Raw genomic sequence first — 17,956 nt, 5'->3', positions numbered from 1 at the left:
GGACCTTACTGCTCCTGCGCCTCGATCTGCTTGCGCTGCTCCTCGGCCTGCTTGTCGACGACCTTCTGCACGTCCTTGGCGCGTTGCTCGTCCGCCTTCAGCGCGTCGAACGGCGTGGCGGTGTCGGCCGCCGCCGGCTTGGCCTGGGGCTCCGGCGGCTTGCCGGAGCAGGCGCCGAGGGCAAGGACGCAGAGCAGGAGCGGCAGCGGCTTCATGGCGGTTCTCGCGCGTGGTCGAAGTGCCGAGTGTCCCGCCATGCACGTTCGCAGGCAAGGACACGGGGCGCATCACTAGGCGCGGCCGGAACGACGTTTTAAGCTGCGCCCATGAACAGCCGTCCCGACGCCTGGCAACTGCAAGGCCACACCGCCCTGATCACCGGCGCCAGCAAGGGCATCGGCTACGCCACCGCGCGTGAACTGGCCAGCCTCGGCGCCGACCTGCTGCTGGTGGCGCGCGACGAGGATTACCTCGAGCAGGTGCGGGTGGAACTGGCCGACGAATTCGCCGACGTCGAAGTGCTGGCGTTCGGCGCGGACCTGGCCGAGGCGGAGGAGCGCCTGGCGGTGTTCGACTGGATCGCCGACCTGGCCGCGCCGGTATCGCTGCTGATCAACAACGCCGGCGGCAACCAGCCCATGGCCACGCTGGACTATCGCGAAGAGGAATACCGCGCGGTCTTCGAACAGAACCTGTTCTCCGCGTTCGAGATGTGCCGGCTGGCGCATCCGCAACTCGTGCAGCACGCGAACGCGGCGATCGTCAACGTGGGTTCGGTCTCGGCGATGACGCACGTGCGCACCGGCTCGCCCTATGGCATGAGCAAGGCGGCGCTGCACCAGCTCACCCGCAACCTCGCCGCGGAGTGGGCAGTGGACGGCATCCGCGTCAACGCGGTGGCGCCGTGGTACATCCGCACCCAGCGCACCGACCCCGCGCTGGCCGACGCCGATTACCTGGACGAGGTGCTCGAGCGCACGCCCTTGAAGCGGATCGGCGAGCCGGAGGAAGTGGCTGCCGCGATCGCGTTCCTGTGCCTGCCGGCGGCCAGCTACATCACCGGCCAGGTGCTGGCGGTGGACGGCGGGTTCACGAGCTACGGTTTCTGAGCGGTTTCAGCAGTGGGTCAACTGCGCCTGCAGCTCGTCGTCGCGGCGTTGCAGCGGCGGCCGATCGCTCTTGAACGCATGCTGCAGCTTGCGCGTGTTCTGCTCCTGCTCGTCGCGCAACTCGCCGCAGATCTCCGACACGCTCAGCGGCCTGCACTGGTCCTGCACCCACACGTAATGGTTGGCGACCAGCCCGGCACCGACCCGGCCGCGGTTCGCCTCCGGCGCCGAGATGCCGGCGTGGTTCGGTGATCCGTAGACCTCGCCCAGCGGCGTCGACAACGCGCTCAGCATGCCCAGCGGTGCGCGGAACGGTGGCGGCCTGCCGTTGCGGCTGACGTAGAGGCTGCCGTCGACGGCGTGCCTGCACTGGTACAGCTGGACCAGTGGCACGCCCGGCGTGGGTGGCGGGGCGGGCGCCGCCACGGGCGGCGGCTTGTCGGGCCTGGTGGCTGCGCTGGCCGGCGGCGACGGCGCGGTCGTGTCGTCGGGCAACTGCAGGGTCTGCTGCCGCTGCGCCTTCGCGCAGGGTGTGTCCTGGTAGATCACCCGGCCGTCCGTGCCGCTGCACTTGTATACCGTACCGGCGGCGGCCGGTGTGCCGGTCACGGCGAGCAGGAGCAGCAGGGCGCTCGGGTGCGGCATGCGGCGGGCATCCTCAGAACTCGGCGACGTGTTCCTCGGCGGCGAAGCCGATCGTCACCGCGCCTTCGCCCACGTTGACCATGCCGGTGATGCTCATCGGCGCCTCCATCAGCTCGACGCCGCACTCCTCGCAGGCCTGGCGCAACCCGGCGTAGCCGGGCAGGTGCGACAGCACGGCGAGGTCGCCGCCGTAGCTGGCGCACACCAGCGGCACCAGCAGGCCGGCACGCACCCGCTGCGCGGCGTAGCCGAACAGCGCTTCCGCGCCCTGCTCGAAGCCGCGCACCTTGCCGACCGGGCCGGTCTCGCCGCGGAAGCAGCGCAGGATCGGCTTGATGTCCAGCGCCGAGCCCAGCATCGCGCTGACCAGGCCGACGCTGCGGTCGTTCTTCTTCTTGGCGCGGGCGCGCAGGTAGTACAGGTCGCGCGGCAGCATGTAGCCGTAGGTATGGTTCGCGAGATGGGTAAGCCGTTCGCGGATCGTGGCCGGTGGCTCGTCGGCGGCGATCAGCCGGGCCGCCTCATAGATCACCGGCGCGGCCCCGGCGAAGATGTTGCGCGTGTCGATCACGCGCATCATGAACGGGCCGGGCACGCCGGCCTGCTCGCGCACCTGGCGATAATTCTTCAGGATGCCGAAGCTGGCCTTGTTGACGTGTTCGTTGATCGGGCTGCGGGTGGCGGTGATGGTCAGGCAGAACACGCAGTCCTGTTCCAGCACCAGCTTCTCCAGGAACAGCTTCTGCACCTCTTCCACCGGGCAGGGTTCGGTTTCCGCCGAATGGCTGCGGCTGCCCAGGCGACGATCGATGAAGCGCTGGATTTCGGCCGGCTTGCGGTCGTCCATGAAGACTTCGCTGTCCACACGCACGGTGATCGGCATCACCGCAATGTCGTGCTTCTGCAGGAACGCCTGCGAAAGATCGCAGGCCGCATCGATTGCCAGACCCATCCGCATCATGTGATCCCCCGGTCATGAATGGCAGCCGAAACATAGCATGGGGCCGTGGTGGCGGTGTTTGCCGGCTGGCCGCACGGCGGTGCCGGAAGCTGGCGGGCACGGGGGCGGCCACCTAAGATGGCGCGACCTCATCTGGCATCTCGCCGGCGTGGCGTCGCGGGTAACGCAATCGGGTACCGCTCCATCATGAAGAACAAGCAGGAAATCGTCTCCAACTGGCTGCCGCGCTATACCGGCACGCCACTCGAACAATTCGGCGAACACATCCTCCTGACCAACTTCGGCCACTACGTGGAACTGTTCGCGCAGTGGCACGGAGTGGAAGTGCAGGGCCGCGACCGGCCGATGCCGAACGCCACCGCCGACGGCATCACCCTGATCAACTTCGGCATGGGCAGCCCGAACGCGGCCACCGTGATGGACCTGCTCGGTGCGATCGAGCCGCGCGCCGCGCTGTTCCTGGGCAAGTGCGGCGGGGTCAAGAAGAAGAACCAGCTCGGCGACCTGGTGCTGCCGATCGCCGCGATCCGCGGCGAAGGCACCAGCAACGACTACCTGCCGCCGGAGGTGCCGGCGCTGCCGGCGTTCCAGCTGCAGCGCGCGGTCTCCACCATGATCCGCGACCTCGGCCACGACTACTGGACCGGCACGGTGTACACCACCAACCGCCGCGTGTGGGAACACGACGACACCTTCAAGGACTACCTGCGGCGCACCCGCTGCATGGCGGTGGACATGGAAACAGCGACCATCTTCGCCGCCGGCTTCGCCAACCGGATCCCCTGCGGCGCGCTGCTGCTGGTGTCCGACCAGCCCATGATCCCGGAAGGGGTAAAGACCGAGGCCAGCGACCGCAACATCACCTCGCAGTTCGTCGAGGCGCACATCAAGATCGGCGTCGAGGCCCTCAAATTGGTGCGCCGCAACGGGCGCAGCGTGAAACACCTGCGCTTCGAAGCGGACGGAGAGGTGGAATAGCCGCGATCCGGCGGCAGGAGCGGCTTTTTGGAGGCCGGGTCTCCCTTCGGGTGTCTGGAAGCGGCCTGCCAAAACACTGAATCAATCCCCAAGCGCAAGTTTTTACAGTACAAAATTTGTTGACAGTATGTAAATGAGGCGTAATAAGTACGCATCAGAGCGGGCCGGCTGCATCAAGTTCAATGACAGGATTGGCTCTGCGCCGCGGTATCCGGGACAGGCAGTGGCGGTCAGTCATAGGGACAGGCAGGTATGCTGCGTGTTAAAACTGCGTTGTTGCCTGTTACGGTATCGACACCAGACCGGGAATTCCGTGAGTCTGAGGTTCATTGGTTTGGGGAGGCCGAGGTTGGGGTTTTGGGCTAGGGATCTCCAGTCCAAGGCAGTAGCCATCGGAGGGTGTCAATTAATCGGGAGGGTGCTTTCATGAAACTTGGGGTCAAGAAACTTTCTTCGGCAGTCCGTCTGGCGCTTTCGCTGGGTGCTGTCATCGCGGTAGGCGCTTCGGGCACGGCGTTTGCCCAAGACCAAGATACGGGCAGCCAGAATGCGACCAATCAATCCGGCCAAGAAAACGCAAAAACACTGCAGACCGTCGTGGTCACCGGCTCGCACATCCGCCGCGTGGACCTGGAAACGTCCAACCCGGTCGTGACCATTGATGCCGCGCAGATCAAGGCCACCGGCAAGCTCACGCTGGGCGACATCGTGCAGCAGCTGCCGGCGGTGACCGGTGGCAACATCAACCCGCAGGTCAACAACAGCGGCGGCACCGGCGGCAGCTCGATCGGCTTGCGCGGCCTCGGTTCCCAGCGCACCCTGCTGCTGATCAACGGCAAGCGCATCATCAATCAGGATCCGAACTCGATCCCGGCGGACATGATCGAGCGCGTCGAGGTGCTGACCGACGGCGCGTCTTCGGTCTATGGCTCCGACGCGATCGGCGGCGTGGTCAACTTCATCCTGAAGAAGGATTATCAGGGCGCCCAAGTTTCGGTGAACTATGGTGAGTCCGACCACAACGATGGCACCTCGCGTGGCGCCACGTTTACGTTCGGCCAGACTTCGGACAAGGGCAGCATCGTTGCCGGCATCGACTACAACAAGTCGGATGCGATCCTCGCCAGCAGTCGCAAGTTCTCCGAGAACGCGGTGTCGCTCTATGGCACCAAGAGCACCCCGATCGCCAGCTACATCGGTGGTTCGACCTTCAACGCCCACGGTCGCGTCCAGCTGCCGGCCGCTCTGCAGGCAACCCTGGGCTGCAAGTACGGTGTGGCGAATGCCGGCGCTAGCGGTCAGAACCCGGCGACCGATTACCACTGCTTCACCAATGCCGACAAATACAACTACGCCAGCGTCAACCTGATCCAGACCCCGCAGGAACGCACCAGCTTGTTCGTCAACGGCACCTACAATCTGGGTGAACACGTGACGGCCTACATGGATGCCTATCACAACAAGACGACGTCGGGCTTCCAGCTGGCGCCGGCCTTGTACGGCACCGCCTACGGCGCGATGATCTCGAAGGACAGCTATTACAACCCGTTTGGCCAAGACTTCGTACCGGGCGGCAACGATTTCCGCGTGCGCCTGGTTTCCGCCGGCAACCGCAGCGCCAACTATGGCACCTCGACCGATCAGGTTCATGCCGGACTGAAGGGTGACTTCACCATCCTCGACCAGAGTTGGAACTGGGACGCCGGGATGAGCTATGGCCATTTCTCGCAGGATCTGATTACCCGTGGCCTGCCGAACACAGACAAGATCAATGCCGATCTGGGGCCGTCCCATCTCGACCCTGCTACTGGCAAGGTGGTCTGCGATTCGGGCGCTGCCGGCTGCGTTCCGTTCAATCCGTTCAACATGTTTGACCCGCAGTCAGTCGCTGCCTTGCAGGCCGCTGCCGTTCCCGCGATCAGCAACGCTCACCGGATCGAGAAGGTCTACTCCATTGACGTCAACGGTGGCTTGTTCGATCTGCCGGCCGGTACCGTGCAACTGGCGGCTGGCGCTGGCTATCGCAAGGAGTACACCAACAGCACGGTCGACCCGTTGCTGTTGATTGATCCAACAACCTTGAACTGCACGCTGGGCAGTCAGTGCGCTTCGCCGCTGCAGGGTGGCTACAACTCGAAGGAAGTCTACGCCGAAGTGTTCGTGCCGATACTGAAGGATCTGCCGGGTGTGCAGAACTTGAACGTCACGATCGGCGACCGTTATTCCAAGTTCAACCTGTTCGGCACCAACAACAGCAAGAAGTTCGCGGTGGAATATCGCCCGATCAACGACCTCCTGTTGCGTGCCACCGTGTCGGACGTGTTCCGCGCTCCGACCGTCCTCGACAAGTTCGGTGCAGCGGCGAGCGACGCGCCGAAGCTCAGCAACGACCCCTGCAACGGCATTACTACCCCCGGCAACCCCGCTTGCGTGGGCGTGCCCACTGACGGCAGCTTCACCAACTCCGATGTGGCGGCGGGTCAGCAGATCAAGGGCGTGGCGGCCGGTGCCCAGTACGCGGGCATCCCGATCGGGCCGGAGAAGGGCAAGTCCTTCGACTGGGGCATCGTTTACTCGCCGAGCTACGTCCCGGGCCTGTCGGCCAGCGTGGACATCTGGAAGATCTACCTGAACGACACCATCACCACCATTGGTGCGCAGACGGTGCTCAACCTGTGCTACGCCGGTGAAACCACGTACTGCCCGCTGATCAAGCGTTTCCCGGCTGGCAACGTTAACGCTGGGCAGATCGACAACATCATCGAGCCGACCGGCAACCTCGGCCGTACCGATGCGGGCGGCGTGGACATGTCGCTGCGCTACAAGCTGCCGCAGTTCTCTTTCGGCACCTTCACGATCGGTCTGGATGCAACCTACCTGTCGCGTTGGGATCAGCAGACGGCGCCGGGTAGCGATGCCAATGCGATCTATCATGATGCCGGCCACTTCATGCCGTTCGGCTCGGCGCAAGCTGCAGCCTGCCCCAGTGGCGGTGGCGTCTGCCTGTTCCCGCGCTGGCGTGGGCAGGGTTACCTGAACTGGAATCTGGGCAACTGGGATGCGTCCTGGCGCATGCGTTACATCGGCAGCTTCCAGAACGGTTCGAAGAGCCCGAGCCAGGATACGTTCCCGGGTGGCGTGTGCTACTACGAGGGCAAGCCGCAAGGTAATCACTGCAACGCAACCGGCGTGGTGCTTAAGTACGGCGCTACGATCTACAACGACGTTTCGGTGGGTTACAACATCGAGCCGTTCAACACCCGTGTCGATTTCGGTGTGAACAATCTGTTCGACAAGCAGCCGCCGTTCCTCTATGCGAACAACACGCTGAACGCAAACACCGATCCGAGCGACTTCGACCTGATCGGTCGCTACTTCTGGGCTCGCGTGACGGTCAAGTTCTGATCGAGTAACTTCCTGTAAAAGTTGTATGTTGAAGAGCCGCGCGAACCATCGCGCGGCTCTTTTTTTCAGGACTGCCATGACGACACAAGCGAAACAGGGAATTCTCGCCGCGTTCCAGAGCGGCCAACTTGCCGAGGCGGAACAGCTCGCCCGGTCTCAGCTGGAACGGCATGGGGGGGATGAAGAGCTGCTTTTCTTACTGGCTCTGAGTCTGCAACAGCAGCAGAAATTCCAGGAAGCCCTGCCGGTATATGCGGAGCTGGCACGGCTGTTTCCGGAAAACAGTCTGCATGTGGGCAACCATGCCACCGCATTGCGAGATGCCGGTGCCCTGGATGAGGCTGAAGAGACGTACCGTGCTTCACTGCGGTTGGACCCAAAGAATACCGAGCAGATGCTCAATCTGGGCATGCTGCAGTTGCAACAGCGTCATTTCGTCGAGGCGCGAGACACCTTGCTGGATGCGTTTGCAATTGAGCCAGATGCTCCGTCAGTCCGGATCCATGCGGCGCGTGCCTGCGCCGCCTGCAGGGATGATCAACGGGTGGACGAACTGCTCAAGCCATGGCGTGGCTGGTTGTCCCTGGAGCCGGAGGAGCAGTTCGAGCTGGCCATGCTGCAACTGATGCTGGGCGACGCCAACTCGGTGCAGGCGTTACTCGAGGAGCTGCTGGCGCGGGAGCCGTTGCACCTGCAGGCGCAACTGCTGCTGGCGAGCGTCTATGAAAGGGTCAACCAGTTGGATCTGGCCGAAGCCAAGTTGCGGGAGGTCGAAGCCGGGCAGCATGCATCCGAGGACATGGTGCGCCTCGAAATCGCGCATCAGCGTGCCTCGCTCGCGGCGCGCAGGGGCGCCCTCGCTGCCGCAAGAAGCATGCTTGAGCTCGCCGGGCCGCGCACCACCGACGACTACACTCACTACTTCATGCTGGCGGGTGTGTGCGACAAGCTCGGTGATATCGCCGGAGCACTTCAGGCGCTGGAGTCGGCACATGCACTGCAGACAGAGGAAATGCGTGCGGTTGTGCCGGATCGTTTCGCACCGGACGCGCCCATCATTCCGACCGCGATAGGCCGGGTGACGGCACAGGACTACCGCACATGGCCGACACTCAGCGCTCCCGATGCAGCGCACTCCCCCGTCTTTATCGTCGGGTTCCCGCGTTCCGGGACAACCTTGCTTGAACAGATGCTGGATGCGCATCCAAAACTGCAGTCAATGGACGAACGGCCGTTCTTCAACGTTCTTGCCGATCGACTGGACAACCATGAATTCCAGTTTCCACGGGACATGTACAAGCTCGACCAGCGCAATTGTGACGAGCTGCGCAAAGCCTACGTAAGCATGGTGTGTACCAAGGTTCCACGTCGATGGGACACACAACTGGTGGACAAGAATCCGCTCAACATGTTGTGGTTACCAATGATTCATCGTCTCTTTCCGGAGGCAAAAATCATATTGGCGCTGCGTCACCCATGTGACGTGTTGCTGAGCAACTACATGCAGAACTTCCGTTCGACCGTACTGGCGATGGCTTGTGAATCGCTGCCTCAGCTGGCCAAGGCCTACGTCGCCGCGATGGAATGCTGGCTTGATCATGTCGAGGTGTTCAAGCCCAACGTCTTCGTTTCGCGGTACGAGGAATTGGTTGCCGATACGGTGGGGCAGACCCGCAAGATCGCCGAGTTCATAGGCCTTGAAGATGCCTCTGCGATGCTGAACTTCGATCAGCGCGCGCGCGACAAGGGGTATATCGCCACACCAAGTTACACTCAAGTGATCGTGCCGGTGAACCGCAAGGGGCTCGACCGATGGGTACGCTATCGAGAGGCGCTGGTGCCCGTCCTGCCTATTCTGCAGCCCATGCTGGATCACTGGGGCTATGCGGTGGATGCGCCCGTTTGACGCCTGCAGGGCCCGCTCAGTTGTCCGGAAGCTGGAGCAACTCGGGCACGTACGCGGCGTAATTTTCCCACCGGTGAAGCGACCGCGTGTTGATCGGTTGTCGAGCCTGCCACAGGCTTGCGGTGCTGATGATGGAGTTGCCACCGGTATCGCTGGAGAGCAGATCATGCGGCGGCAGTTCAAGCCAGTCCATTACGCTGCGCAGCACGCTTGCGGGCGCCGAGACCAGGTGTTCGTATTCGACTGCGCGGATGGCATCAGGATAGCGTGTCAACCAGTGTTTCATCAGTCGGCGGGAGCCTTGGATAATAGCGCCGATGTCGGTGAAGTCATAGGCATAATCCTGCGTTCCAGCCTGAAACGACTGCATCCACAATGAAAGCGCGTTGTCACGTGCATGGCGCTTGCAATAGAGGAAGCGGGCATTCGGAAACAGCGCTAGGATCAAATCGACATGCATGAAGTTGTGCGGCTGCTTATCGAGCATCCAGTGTGCGCCTGAATCATCCTGGCGCAGTTGGGCTGCATAGGTCGTCGCTGCTCGTTGAAGGCGCTCGCGATATCCACCGTCGCCTGTGACGACCTGTTCGGCCAGTATGGGAAGCCAGGGCAGCTCGCCGCGCTGGCAGATATCGGGATGTCGGGCCAGTCGTTCGGCCAGCAGGGTAGTGCCGGAGCGGGGCAGGCCGATAATGAACAGAGGCGTCCAGTCCGTGAATGCAGCAAGCTTTTGGGGCGGCAGGGTGCGGTCGATTCTTGCCCCGATGCTTCGCCGCCAGCGTTTTCGTGGCCAGCGCTTGACGTTGTGGACGATGGCATTTGCTTGGCGCAGGTAGGTGCTGGCCAAGGCGTACTCACCAATGTCATCGTGTGCCTTGCCCAGCCCGAACAGCACGGAGGCACGCGCCTGTTCGCTGAGATCGGGTAGCAAAAGATACTGGCGTAATCGGGCGAAGTCGGGATGACTGCCGTCCGTGTAGCGCTGCAGCCCGGTGAGGCCCAGGGGGACATGCCATTCCAGTCCGGCTGGGTCGTGATCGAGTACATATTCCTGTCGAGTGCGGGCGAGCTCGAACTGACCTAGCTGGGTCAGCAGCATGCCCGCATAGGCATGCAGGCGGGTGTCGCGGGACCCCGCGGCGATTTCCCGTTCGCATAACGCTGCCGCTTCACGCTTGCGGCCGCAGTCGTCGAGCATTTCGACACCACGGATCACCAGCTCGGCATCATGCCGCTCATGGCGGAACCCGGCGCAAATCACCGACGCAACGGCATGCATCCGTCCTTGCTCCTTCAGCAGCCGCGCCAGTTGGAAGGTTGCTGCGACGCAGTCCGAGTCATCATCGAGTATGCTGCGTAGCAGTGATTCCGCGCGTTCGCTTGCTCCCTGTTGAAACGCGATGCCAGCCAGCGCCAGCCGTACTTCGCTGGATGCGGGGAACTGCGCCAATGCAGCGTCCAGAACGGCCAGCGTCGCCTCGGCGTCACCACGCAGAATCAGCGTTCGGGCGCATTCCAGCCACGCCGGCTCCGGTGCACCGGTGAGAGCATCAGTCAACGCGTCGTGAGCGTGGGCGGAGCATTGACGATCGTATGCGGCCAAGGCTAGGTCAGCGTGGCTGAGGTGGCCGGAAGCGCTTTCGGTAGAATGATTCATTGCAAAGCGACCTTACGATGCGCGGGCTCGAGCATCGAACGCGGCAGGGATGCACTTCGACGCAGTCACCCCAGATCCTGTCAGTTGCTCCATACAGGCAAACCCAACGCGGTACGCAACGGGTCGAGCAGGGCGCCGTAACGATCCGTTCTGGCAGTGTTCGCCGTCAATGGCTGGCGCACCTGGGTTGCGCTGGGTGAACGCACTTCGCGCGTGTTCTCGTGGAATCGCAGGCAGGCTTCCTCGAACGGCAGATTGCAGAATTCCAGCAACTCGCGAATGCGGGCAGTCGGTTCTGCCAGCATGGCCTCGTAATCATGGATCAGTACCTTCGACGGGTGCAGGTTGTGCCAGTGCCGCAAACTGCGCTCGCAGTCCCGCCAGAAGCTTGCGAGATCGTCGAAGTTTCGCGTGTATTCATTGTTATCCAGGCGCTGGCGATAGCAAGAGAAACAGGTCTCCAGAGGGTCGCGTTGGCAGCCGATGATGTGCGCACCGGGAAGCATCGCGCGAATCGCACCGAGGTAGATCCAGTTGCCTGGCAGTTTGTCCGTGGAGCGCTGCCGCGTCTTTCGCCAATACGCAGTACGTTCGAGATAGCGCTGGCCCAGCCGCTCCCAGTCGGCTGGCCGCATGGCATTGACCCAGCGCGGAAAGTGCTGACCGCGACGTCGTGACTCTTCGGCCAATACCTGGGGTAGGTCGGGCAGCTCGCCGGCACCGTTCACCATTGAATGTGACGCCAGTATCTGCTCGACCAGGGTCGAGCCGGAGCGCGGCAGGCCGACGATGAAGACAACCTCTTCACCTAGTCCCCGCGGCGCGCCCGCAGGGGGCGGCGTAAAGGCCGCATTGAGCGAAGAAATCGCCGTCGAGTAGCCCCGTCGATCCCAGGTCCGGCGACGATGTGCAATGGCGTTGGCGGAGGCGAGCGCCTCAAGTGATTCCGCATATTGCCCTGCTTCGTCATACGCCCTGGCCAGGGCGAAGCCGATCGCCATAAGGTCGTCGTCGCTGGCCCGTGGTTCGCGCAGTGCCTGCTGCATTTTCTGAATATCGCTCTCGACAAGACACTGCGTCCGGAGGTCAGCCAGTCCCCACCACGCCATGCCTGCCCAAGACTGCTCCGCGATTACCCGCCGATACTCCGTCTCGGCCTGCCCGGTTTCACCGCGCATGCGCAACATGTCGGCCAACAGCGCTCGTGCCGACATGTGATGGGGGTCGAGCGCTACAGCTTGTTGCAGTGCGTATAACGCCTCTTCATTGCGCACCGAGCGCACCAGCATCACGCCGAGGTTGTACCAGGCGATGGCCATGTCCGGCTGCAGCTCGCAGGTGTGTCGCAGCGCCGTGATGGCGGCATCGTATTCGCCGGCCTGGCCAAGCAGGGTGCCTAGGGTGTTGTGATAAGCGGGATCGCCAGGTCGCTGTGCCAGCGCGCGGCGCATCGTGCGGACCGACTCCTGGTGTTGACCTTGCATACCCTGGATGCCGGCCAACATGCGCAGCACTTCCGGGTGATCGGGATGTGCCGCCGTGACGCTGGCCAGATAGCGGCTGGCCTGGTCGATGCGGCCTGCGTCCAGTGCTTGTCCTGCAGCCACCACCTGTTGCACGGCAGTCACTGTCAGCCCATCGAGGCGGGTCGTCATTCTTCACTCCGGGTTGCCGGTGGCGGCGCCATGGGAGCTGTTCCGATGTGTTGTACGCCTACCAGACGCGGTATGACTCGTGGCTGGCTTCGACACGCCGACGGTGGCGCCGCGTGAACGCGTATTATACCTTTGTGATCGGCCCGTAGACGCGGCAAGGTGTCGGTACCAGCCAACGCGAGAATGAAGCCGGAGCGATGAACGACTTGCAGCAAGCAACCCCCGAGACATACCGGTTGATGGCGCTGGAACATCTGCGTCGCGGCGAGGCTGAACTGGCCGAAAAGTGCTTTGCCCGTCTTCACGGAGTTGCGCCGGATGACGTGCAGGCGTTGCAGTTTCTCGCTGATCGTCATCTTGCCCGCAATGATCACGCCCAGGCAATCAAACTCTTGCGAGACGCCGATCGGGTCAAACCGGAGGACCCCGCCGTTCTGAGCCAGCTGGGTTCGGCCCAGCTCGCAGCGGGCGATTTCAGCGCCGCCGCGGTCAGCCTCGAAACCGCCTTGGCGCGGACACCGCAAGCCTTCGTTGCGCGTCTGCAGCTGGGTATCGCGCTGGAGCAGTTGGGGCGTGCGCATGAGGCGCTTCTGGCCTACTTCACCGCGATACGAACAGCGCAACTGAAGGGGCGCTGGCTTGATGATGGCACCACGGCGCCAGCGCTGCGTGTCGTGGTCAAGTACGCCATGAACTATGCCAATGAGGGGCGCCAGCGGTTGTTCAGCGAGGTACTGGCTCCGCTACAGCAACGCTACGGCAGGTCCGAACTGGTACGGGTGGAACATTGCCTAGCCATCTATCTGGGCGAGCAGCCTAAGAACGTCCCGGATCAGCGCCAGAAGCCGACATTCCTGTACTTTCCCGACATCCCGAGCCAGCCGTTCTATCCGCGCGAGCGCTTCCCCTGGCTGGAGGAGCTGGAGGCGACAACCGACGCTGTCAATGAGGAGTTGCGCGCGGTGCTGTCGAAGGATCGTCAGCTGGAGCCATTCCTCGGTGTGCAGTCTCCCGAGAAAGCCGGGGAAATGCTCAGCTCCTCCAGTGACCGGCCCGCCGCGTGGGACGCATACTTTTTCTACCGTCATGGCAAGCGCTACGACGCAAATTGCATGGCGTGTCCGCAAACCGCGAGCCTGCTCGACACCTTGCCACTGGTGCGAATTCGTGATCACGCGCCTGAAACGCTTTTCTCTGTGCTGAGTCCGGGTGCCCATATCCTGCCGCACACTGGCGTCACCAACACGCGTCTGGTAACTCATCTTCCGCTCATGGTTCCGTCCGATTGCGCGCTTCGCGTGGGTGGCGAAGACCACATCTGGAGGGAAGGTCACTGCGTCTCCTTCGACGACACCTTTGTGCACGAGGCATGGAACCGCAGTGACGAAACCCGGGTCGTGCTCATTCTGGATTGCTGGAATCCGGATCTCAGCGAGGCCGAACGCCTCGCGGTGACGGACTTGGTGGAGGCTATCGGCGATTTCAACCAGGCGACCGGACTTGCCTAGCTGCGCCAGGGACGCTCAGATCAATTAAAGTCCAGATGGCCGTTCTGGCTGTCGCGCCAAAACATCGGCATGGTTGCGCCGAAATGATGATTATCGGTTGATTTTTGACGCTGTTTCCCAGCGGCGCTCCGTCGCCTGCTTTCATTGATGCACTTCCCCTGTAGTCGCCAACCAGACTCGTCAGTTCGATGACGCAAACAGCCTTGGTGCAACTCACGCTCAGCAGGATCAGGTGACATCTCTCAGGCTCGCTGCTTGCTGAAAGAGGCACGAGCTGGCGCGTCGAAGTTCAATCTGAGAGCATGATGACCAAATCGATGACGAGCACGGATGCGTTTGCATGCCGTTCGGGCCATTGACCAACTTACTGCTGCTTCACCCTGATCCATGACCGCAATCGCCGGCGCAATTCAAGATGTCTGATGCAACAACAGCCAAGTACTGGGGGCGAGCCCAGCGCTATCTGCTCAGTGGCCAGACAATGGCAGCACGCATTGCTCTGGAGTCGCTGATCCAGCGAAATCCCACGCATGTTCCTTCGATGTTGGCTCTTCACGCAATTGCGCTGGAAGATGGACGGGTGCAAGCGGCGACCGCGCTGGCATTGACCGCCGTGAGCCATCTGTCGGACGACCCGGAGTTGATCGTCGATGTCGTGGATGCGTTGCTACAGGTGGGTGAAACGGTGGTGGCGCGGGACACCTTGAACCATGCCGCCGTTGCGCGAATCAGTGACGCGCCGAGGCTTGCCCGAATGGCAAAGCTGCGCCGCATTCTTGGCGATCATGAGGGGTCATTGGCCTTGCTGAATCGCGCTGAGGCTGCAGGCATGAACAGCCCCGAGTTCAGATTCGATCGTGCGCATGCGTTGATCTTCAACGGGCATCTGCAGGAGGGCGAGGCCGAACTGGAGGCGAGCCTTTGTCTGAGACCGCTGGACGGCATGACGACACTCTCGCTTTCCAGAGTGCGCAAGCAGACCGCCGAGCGCAATCACCTGGACCGACTGAGACAGCAGTTGCGGCAGGTGACACCGGGGAGCGACGACGAAGCGATCATCCTGTTCGCCCTCTACAAGGAGCTGGAGGATCTTGGCCGCTATGACGAGGCGTGGGGCGCACTGGAGCGCGCCAATGCAACCATGTATGCGCGCCAGAACCATGATCCCGATTATGCGTGGCGCCTGTTCAATGGCCTGATCGAGCGCTGCACCCCAGAATTTCTTCAACCTGGGGATGTGGTCCACGAAGGGCCGCAACCCATTTTCATCATCGGCATGCCCCGGTCCGGGACAACGCTGATGGAGCGCGTGATCAGCAACCACTCCCAGGTGACGTCCGCAGGCGAACTCTATGATTTCGGGATGCAGCTTCGTTGGGCGGCGAACAACCAGAGCATCCTGGACGAAGGTGTCGTGGAGCGATTGCCCGGGCTGGATTATACGGAAATCGGGCGGCGGTACCTGGAGCGGACGCAATGGCGCGCCCGGGATACGGGGTTTTTCGTCGACAAGATGCCGCGCAACTGGATGCTTGCCGGAATGATCCATCGGGCGCTGCCCCAGGCGCGAATACTTAACATGGTTCGCGATCCCATGGATGTGTGCTTTTCCAATTTCCGTACCTGGGTCATGGGTGAATCATTTCCGTGGAACTATGACCTGCAGGCTCTCGCTGCGCACTATCTGCAATACCGGAAGGTGCTGGCCCATTGGCATGCGGCGATGCCGGGGGTCATTCATGACGTGTCGTACAGTGAACTCGTCAGGGACCCGGAAACAACCACCCGCAAGGCGCTTGCATTCTGTGGCCTGGAGTGGGAGCCGGGCTGCGTCGATATAACGAGCAACAAGGCGGTGGTCGCAACCCTCAGCGCGGCCCAGGTCCGTGAGCCGATTCACCAACGGTTTTTCCAGGAGTGGCGGCACTACGAAGAACACCTGCTGTCCTTACGCCAGGCGATCACCATATAGTGTGCTGAGGCAAACGCGTGGGGTCATTCCATTGATGAGTGGTTAAAGAGTATGTTCCCTTCTTTACTATGAAGTAGTCAACTCCCATGGGAGCTGAAGCAGCTCATTCAGTTCCACTGTCGGGACACAGTTCAATCCATCTAAGTGAATATAATCAGTGAAACTGCCGGTCCCATTTATCCAGTTGCCGTTACGGTTCGATGCCGAGGTACTCGCGCGGGAGATCGCGATGTTTGGCGAAGACGCCTGGCACGAACACCCGCAGAAGTATCCCGGCAATTTGTGGTTACCGTTGATTGCGGTCGATGGCAATCCTGACAATGAGTCTTTCTCGGGTGCGATGCGGCCCACGCCCTATCTTCTGCAAAGTCCCTATTTGATGCAGGTGCTGTCGCGAATTGGCGCCGTATGGGGACGGACCCGCCTGATGAAACTTACCGGTCACGCCGAGGTCACTCCGCACTTCGACGTCAACTACTACTGGCGCGCACGCGCACGTGTGCACGTGCCCATCGTGACCAAGCCGACCGTACGATTCATATGCGGGGAAGTTGAAGTGAATATGGGGCCGGGTGAGTGTTGGATATTCGATACTTGGCGCCAGCATCAAGTGATCAATGGCTCCGACGACGAGCGGATTCATCTGGTGGCAGATACCGTCGGTAGCGACGGGTTCGGGGAACTGGTGAGAGACGGCCAGATGCCGGGCAACTACGTGCCTGAGGGCTGGCGTGCCGAGCTTGTTGCGCCGACTGACGAACTCCACCCTGCCTTACGCTATGAATCGGTCAACCTGCCTGCCGTGATGACGCCCTGGGAGATGCGAGAGCACATCACCTTTCTCCTGCATGAGGTGCGTCCGCATTCGCAACTGGAGCCAGTGAAGCATGTGACAGCGCGCTTTCTTGCCGCCTGGCAGGCGCTGTGGTCGGAATATGGTACCGATCCGGCCGGTTTGCCTGCCTATCGCAAAGCGCTGAATTCCTACCAGCAGTGGCTGCAGAATTCCGCATCGCAATTGCAATTGGTCAATGACTCGTCGTTGGTGGTCGCATTGCGACTCATGGTCCTGTCAGTGGCGATTGGTGACAACAATCGTGCCTGTAGTGGCGATGAATTGCGCCAGAGTACGATCTCCACCATTCCAGGGCCGCGTGCGGATGGAATTGACCGCGACCCGATCTACGATCGTCCGGTATTCATTATTTCGCCCCCCCGCTCCGGTTCTACCCTGCTTTTTGAGACCTTGGCGAAGGCACCAGGGCTTTACACGATTGGCCGCGAAAGTCATTCGCTGATCGAAGGCACCCCTGGCTTGAGCGCAAGTGAGTTTGGTTATGACTCCAACCGTCTTGATGCAATTGCAGCGTCACCGGAACTGATCGAGGCATTGCGGCGCCGTTTTCTCGCCGAGCTGCGCGACCGGAGTGGCAGGTCGCCGGAACAGCGACCGCTTCGGCTGCTCGAGAAAACACCCAAGAACGCATTGCGCATACCGTTCCTGGCGAAAGTTTTTCCGGAAGCACAGTTCATCTATCTGCACCGCGATCCGCGCGAGATCCTGAGCAGCATGATCGAGGCTTGGCAGTCCGGCAGATTCCGTACTTATCCGAACCTTCCTGGTTGGACTGGCCTGCCTTGGTCATTGTTGCTGGTGCCGGGTTGGCGTAACCTCATCGGGCGACCGTTGGTTGAGATCGTGGCAGCGCAGTGGGACACCACCACACGCATCCTGCTCGATGATCTTGATTCGCTGCCGCTTGGTCGTTGCCATATTGCACGCTATGACGTGCTCCTTACGAACCCTGCGGCAGAGGTGGCGCGGCTGTGCGCCGAGCTTGGGTTTGACTGGGATTGCTCATTCGACGGTGCTTTGCCGCTTTCACGTTACACCGTGACCGAGCCCGCTCCGGGCAAGTGGCACCGGCATGCGGACCTGATCAAACGGGTTCTCCCTGATTTGCAGCCTACCCTTGATCGTGCTGAACGACGCGCTCGCGTTAAATGACCACCGCGTTGGCGCCGGTTGAAAACCGATCACCTCTGCAGATTGAAAATTGACTAGGGCAACGAGGCCGAGGGGATGTCCCCCCCCTCGGCCGTGGATAAGTATAGGTGGCCGACGCTCAAAACGGATCGATGGCCCCCTTTGGTTTGGAT

12 protein-coding genes are annotated in these 17,956 nt (G+C 61.8%); 7 read left to right on the top strand and 5 right to left on the bottom strand.

What is annotated here, in order from left to right; all coding sequences use genetic code 11:
• Window positions 1-5: 5 nt before the first annotated feature.
• Window positions 6-215, bottom strand: coding sequence for a hypothetical protein (locus KK131_RS06735; RefSeq protein WP_214555903.1), 210 nt, complete (start codon window positions 213-215; stop codon window positions 6-8).
• 111 nt (window positions 216-326) lie between these two features.
• On the opposite strand from KK131_RS06735, the gene KK131_RS06730 reads away from it, so the two are divergent.
• Complete coding sequence (locus tag KK131_RS06730) at window positions 327-1,109, top strand: SDR family oxidoreductase (protein ID WP_214555902.1); 783 nt, start codon at window positions 327-329, stop codon at window positions 1,107-1,109.
• A 6-nt stretch (window positions 1,110-1,115) separates the two neighbouring features.
• On the opposite strand, the gene KK131_RS06725 is transcribed toward KK131_RS06730, so the two are convergent.
• Together KK131_RS06725 and KK131_RS06720 are read right to left on the bottom strand one after the other, a co-directional pair.
• Window positions 1,116-1,754 (bottom strand): DUF4124 domain-containing protein, encoded by a 639-nt coding sequence (locus KK131_RS06725; RefSeq protein WP_214555901.1) that lies wholly within the window; start codon window positions 1,752-1,754, stop codon window positions 1,116-1,118.
• A gap of 13 nt (window positions 1,755-1,767) precedes the next feature.
• Window positions 1,768-2,712 (bottom strand): DegV family protein, encoded by a 945-nt coding sequence (locus KK131_RS06720; RefSeq protein WP_214556671.1) that lies wholly within the window; start codon window positions 2,710-2,712, stop codon window positions 1,768-1,770.
• Window positions 2,713-2,901: 189 nt separating this feature from the next.
• Between KK131_RS06720 and KK131_RS06715 the strand changes: the two genes are divergently transcribed.
• The 3 genes from KK131_RS06715 (at window position 2,902) to KK131_RS06705 (ending at window position 9,004) form a co-directional block, all read left to right on the top strand.
• A complete protein-coding gene (locus KK131_RS06715; protein WP_214555900.1) occupies window positions 2,902-3,693 on the top strand; it encodes an AMP nucleosidase in 792 nt (263 codons plus the stop codon).
• 426 nt (window positions 3,694-4,119) lie between these two features.
• Window positions 4,120-7,098, top strand: coding sequence for a TonB-dependent receptor plug domain-containing protein (locus tag KK131_RS06710; protein ID WP_214555899.1), 2,979 nt, complete (start codon window positions 4,120-4,122; stop codon window positions 7,096-7,098).
• 76 nt (window positions 7,099-7,174) lie between these two features.
• Entirely contained in the window at window positions 7,175-9,004 is a 1,830-nt protein-coding gene (locus KK131_RS06705; protein ID WP_214555898.1) for a tetratricopeptide repeat-containing sulfotransferase family protein, read from the top strand.
• Window positions 9,005-9,020: 16 nt separating this feature from the next.
• On the opposite strand, the gene KK131_RS06700 is transcribed toward KK131_RS06705, so the two are convergent.
• Window positions 9,021-10,661, bottom strand: a complete 1,641-nt coding sequence (locus KK131_RS06700; RefSeq protein WP_214555897.1) for a sulfotransferase — start codon at window positions 10,659-10,661, stop codon at window positions 9,021-9,023.
• A gap of 80 nt (window positions 10,662-10,741) precedes the next feature.
• Window positions 10,742-12,316 (bottom strand): tetratricopeptide repeat-containing sulfotransferase family protein, encoded by a 1,575-nt coding sequence (locus KK131_RS06695; protein ID WP_214555896.1) that lies wholly within the window; start codon window positions 12,314-12,316, stop codon window positions 10,742-10,744.
• A 197-nt stretch (window positions 12,317-12,513) separates the two neighbouring features.
• On the opposite strand from KK131_RS06695, the gene KK131_RS06690 reads away from it, so the two are divergent.
• From KK131_RS06690 to KK131_RS06680, 3 genes are all read left to right on the top strand, one after another.
• The gene (locus KK131_RS06690; RefSeq protein WP_250887038.1) at window positions 12,514-13,824 is read left to right on the top strand and encodes an aspartyl/asparaginyl beta-hydroxylase domain-containing protein; all 1,311 of its coding nucleotides are present in this window, start codon (window positions 12,514-12,516) and stop codon (window positions 13,822-13,824) included.
• Between the two features lie 415 nt (window positions 13,825-14,239).
• The gene (locus tag KK131_RS06685; RefSeq protein WP_214555895.1) at window positions 14,240-15,796 is read left to right on the top strand and encodes a sulfotransferase; all 1,557 of its coding nucleotides are present in this window, start codon (window positions 14,240-14,242) and stop codon (window positions 15,794-15,796) included.
• A gap of 157 nt (window positions 15,797-15,953) precedes the next feature.
• Window positions 15,954-17,804, top strand: a complete 1,851-nt coding sequence (locus KK131_RS06680) for a sulfotransferase (RefSeq protein WP_214555894.1) — start codon at window positions 15,954-15,956, stop codon at window positions 17,802-17,804.
• Window positions 17,805-17,956 lie beyond the last annotated feature (152 nt).

This window comes from Rhodanobacter sp. LX-99, assembly GCF_018599185.1.
Taxonomy (GTDB): domain Bacteria; phylum Pseudomonadota; class Gammaproteobacteria; order Xanthomonadales; family Rhodanobacteraceae; genus Rhodanobacter.
Note: the sequence above shows the minus strand (reverse complement) of the source record. Positions and strands in the feature narration are given on the sequence as shown.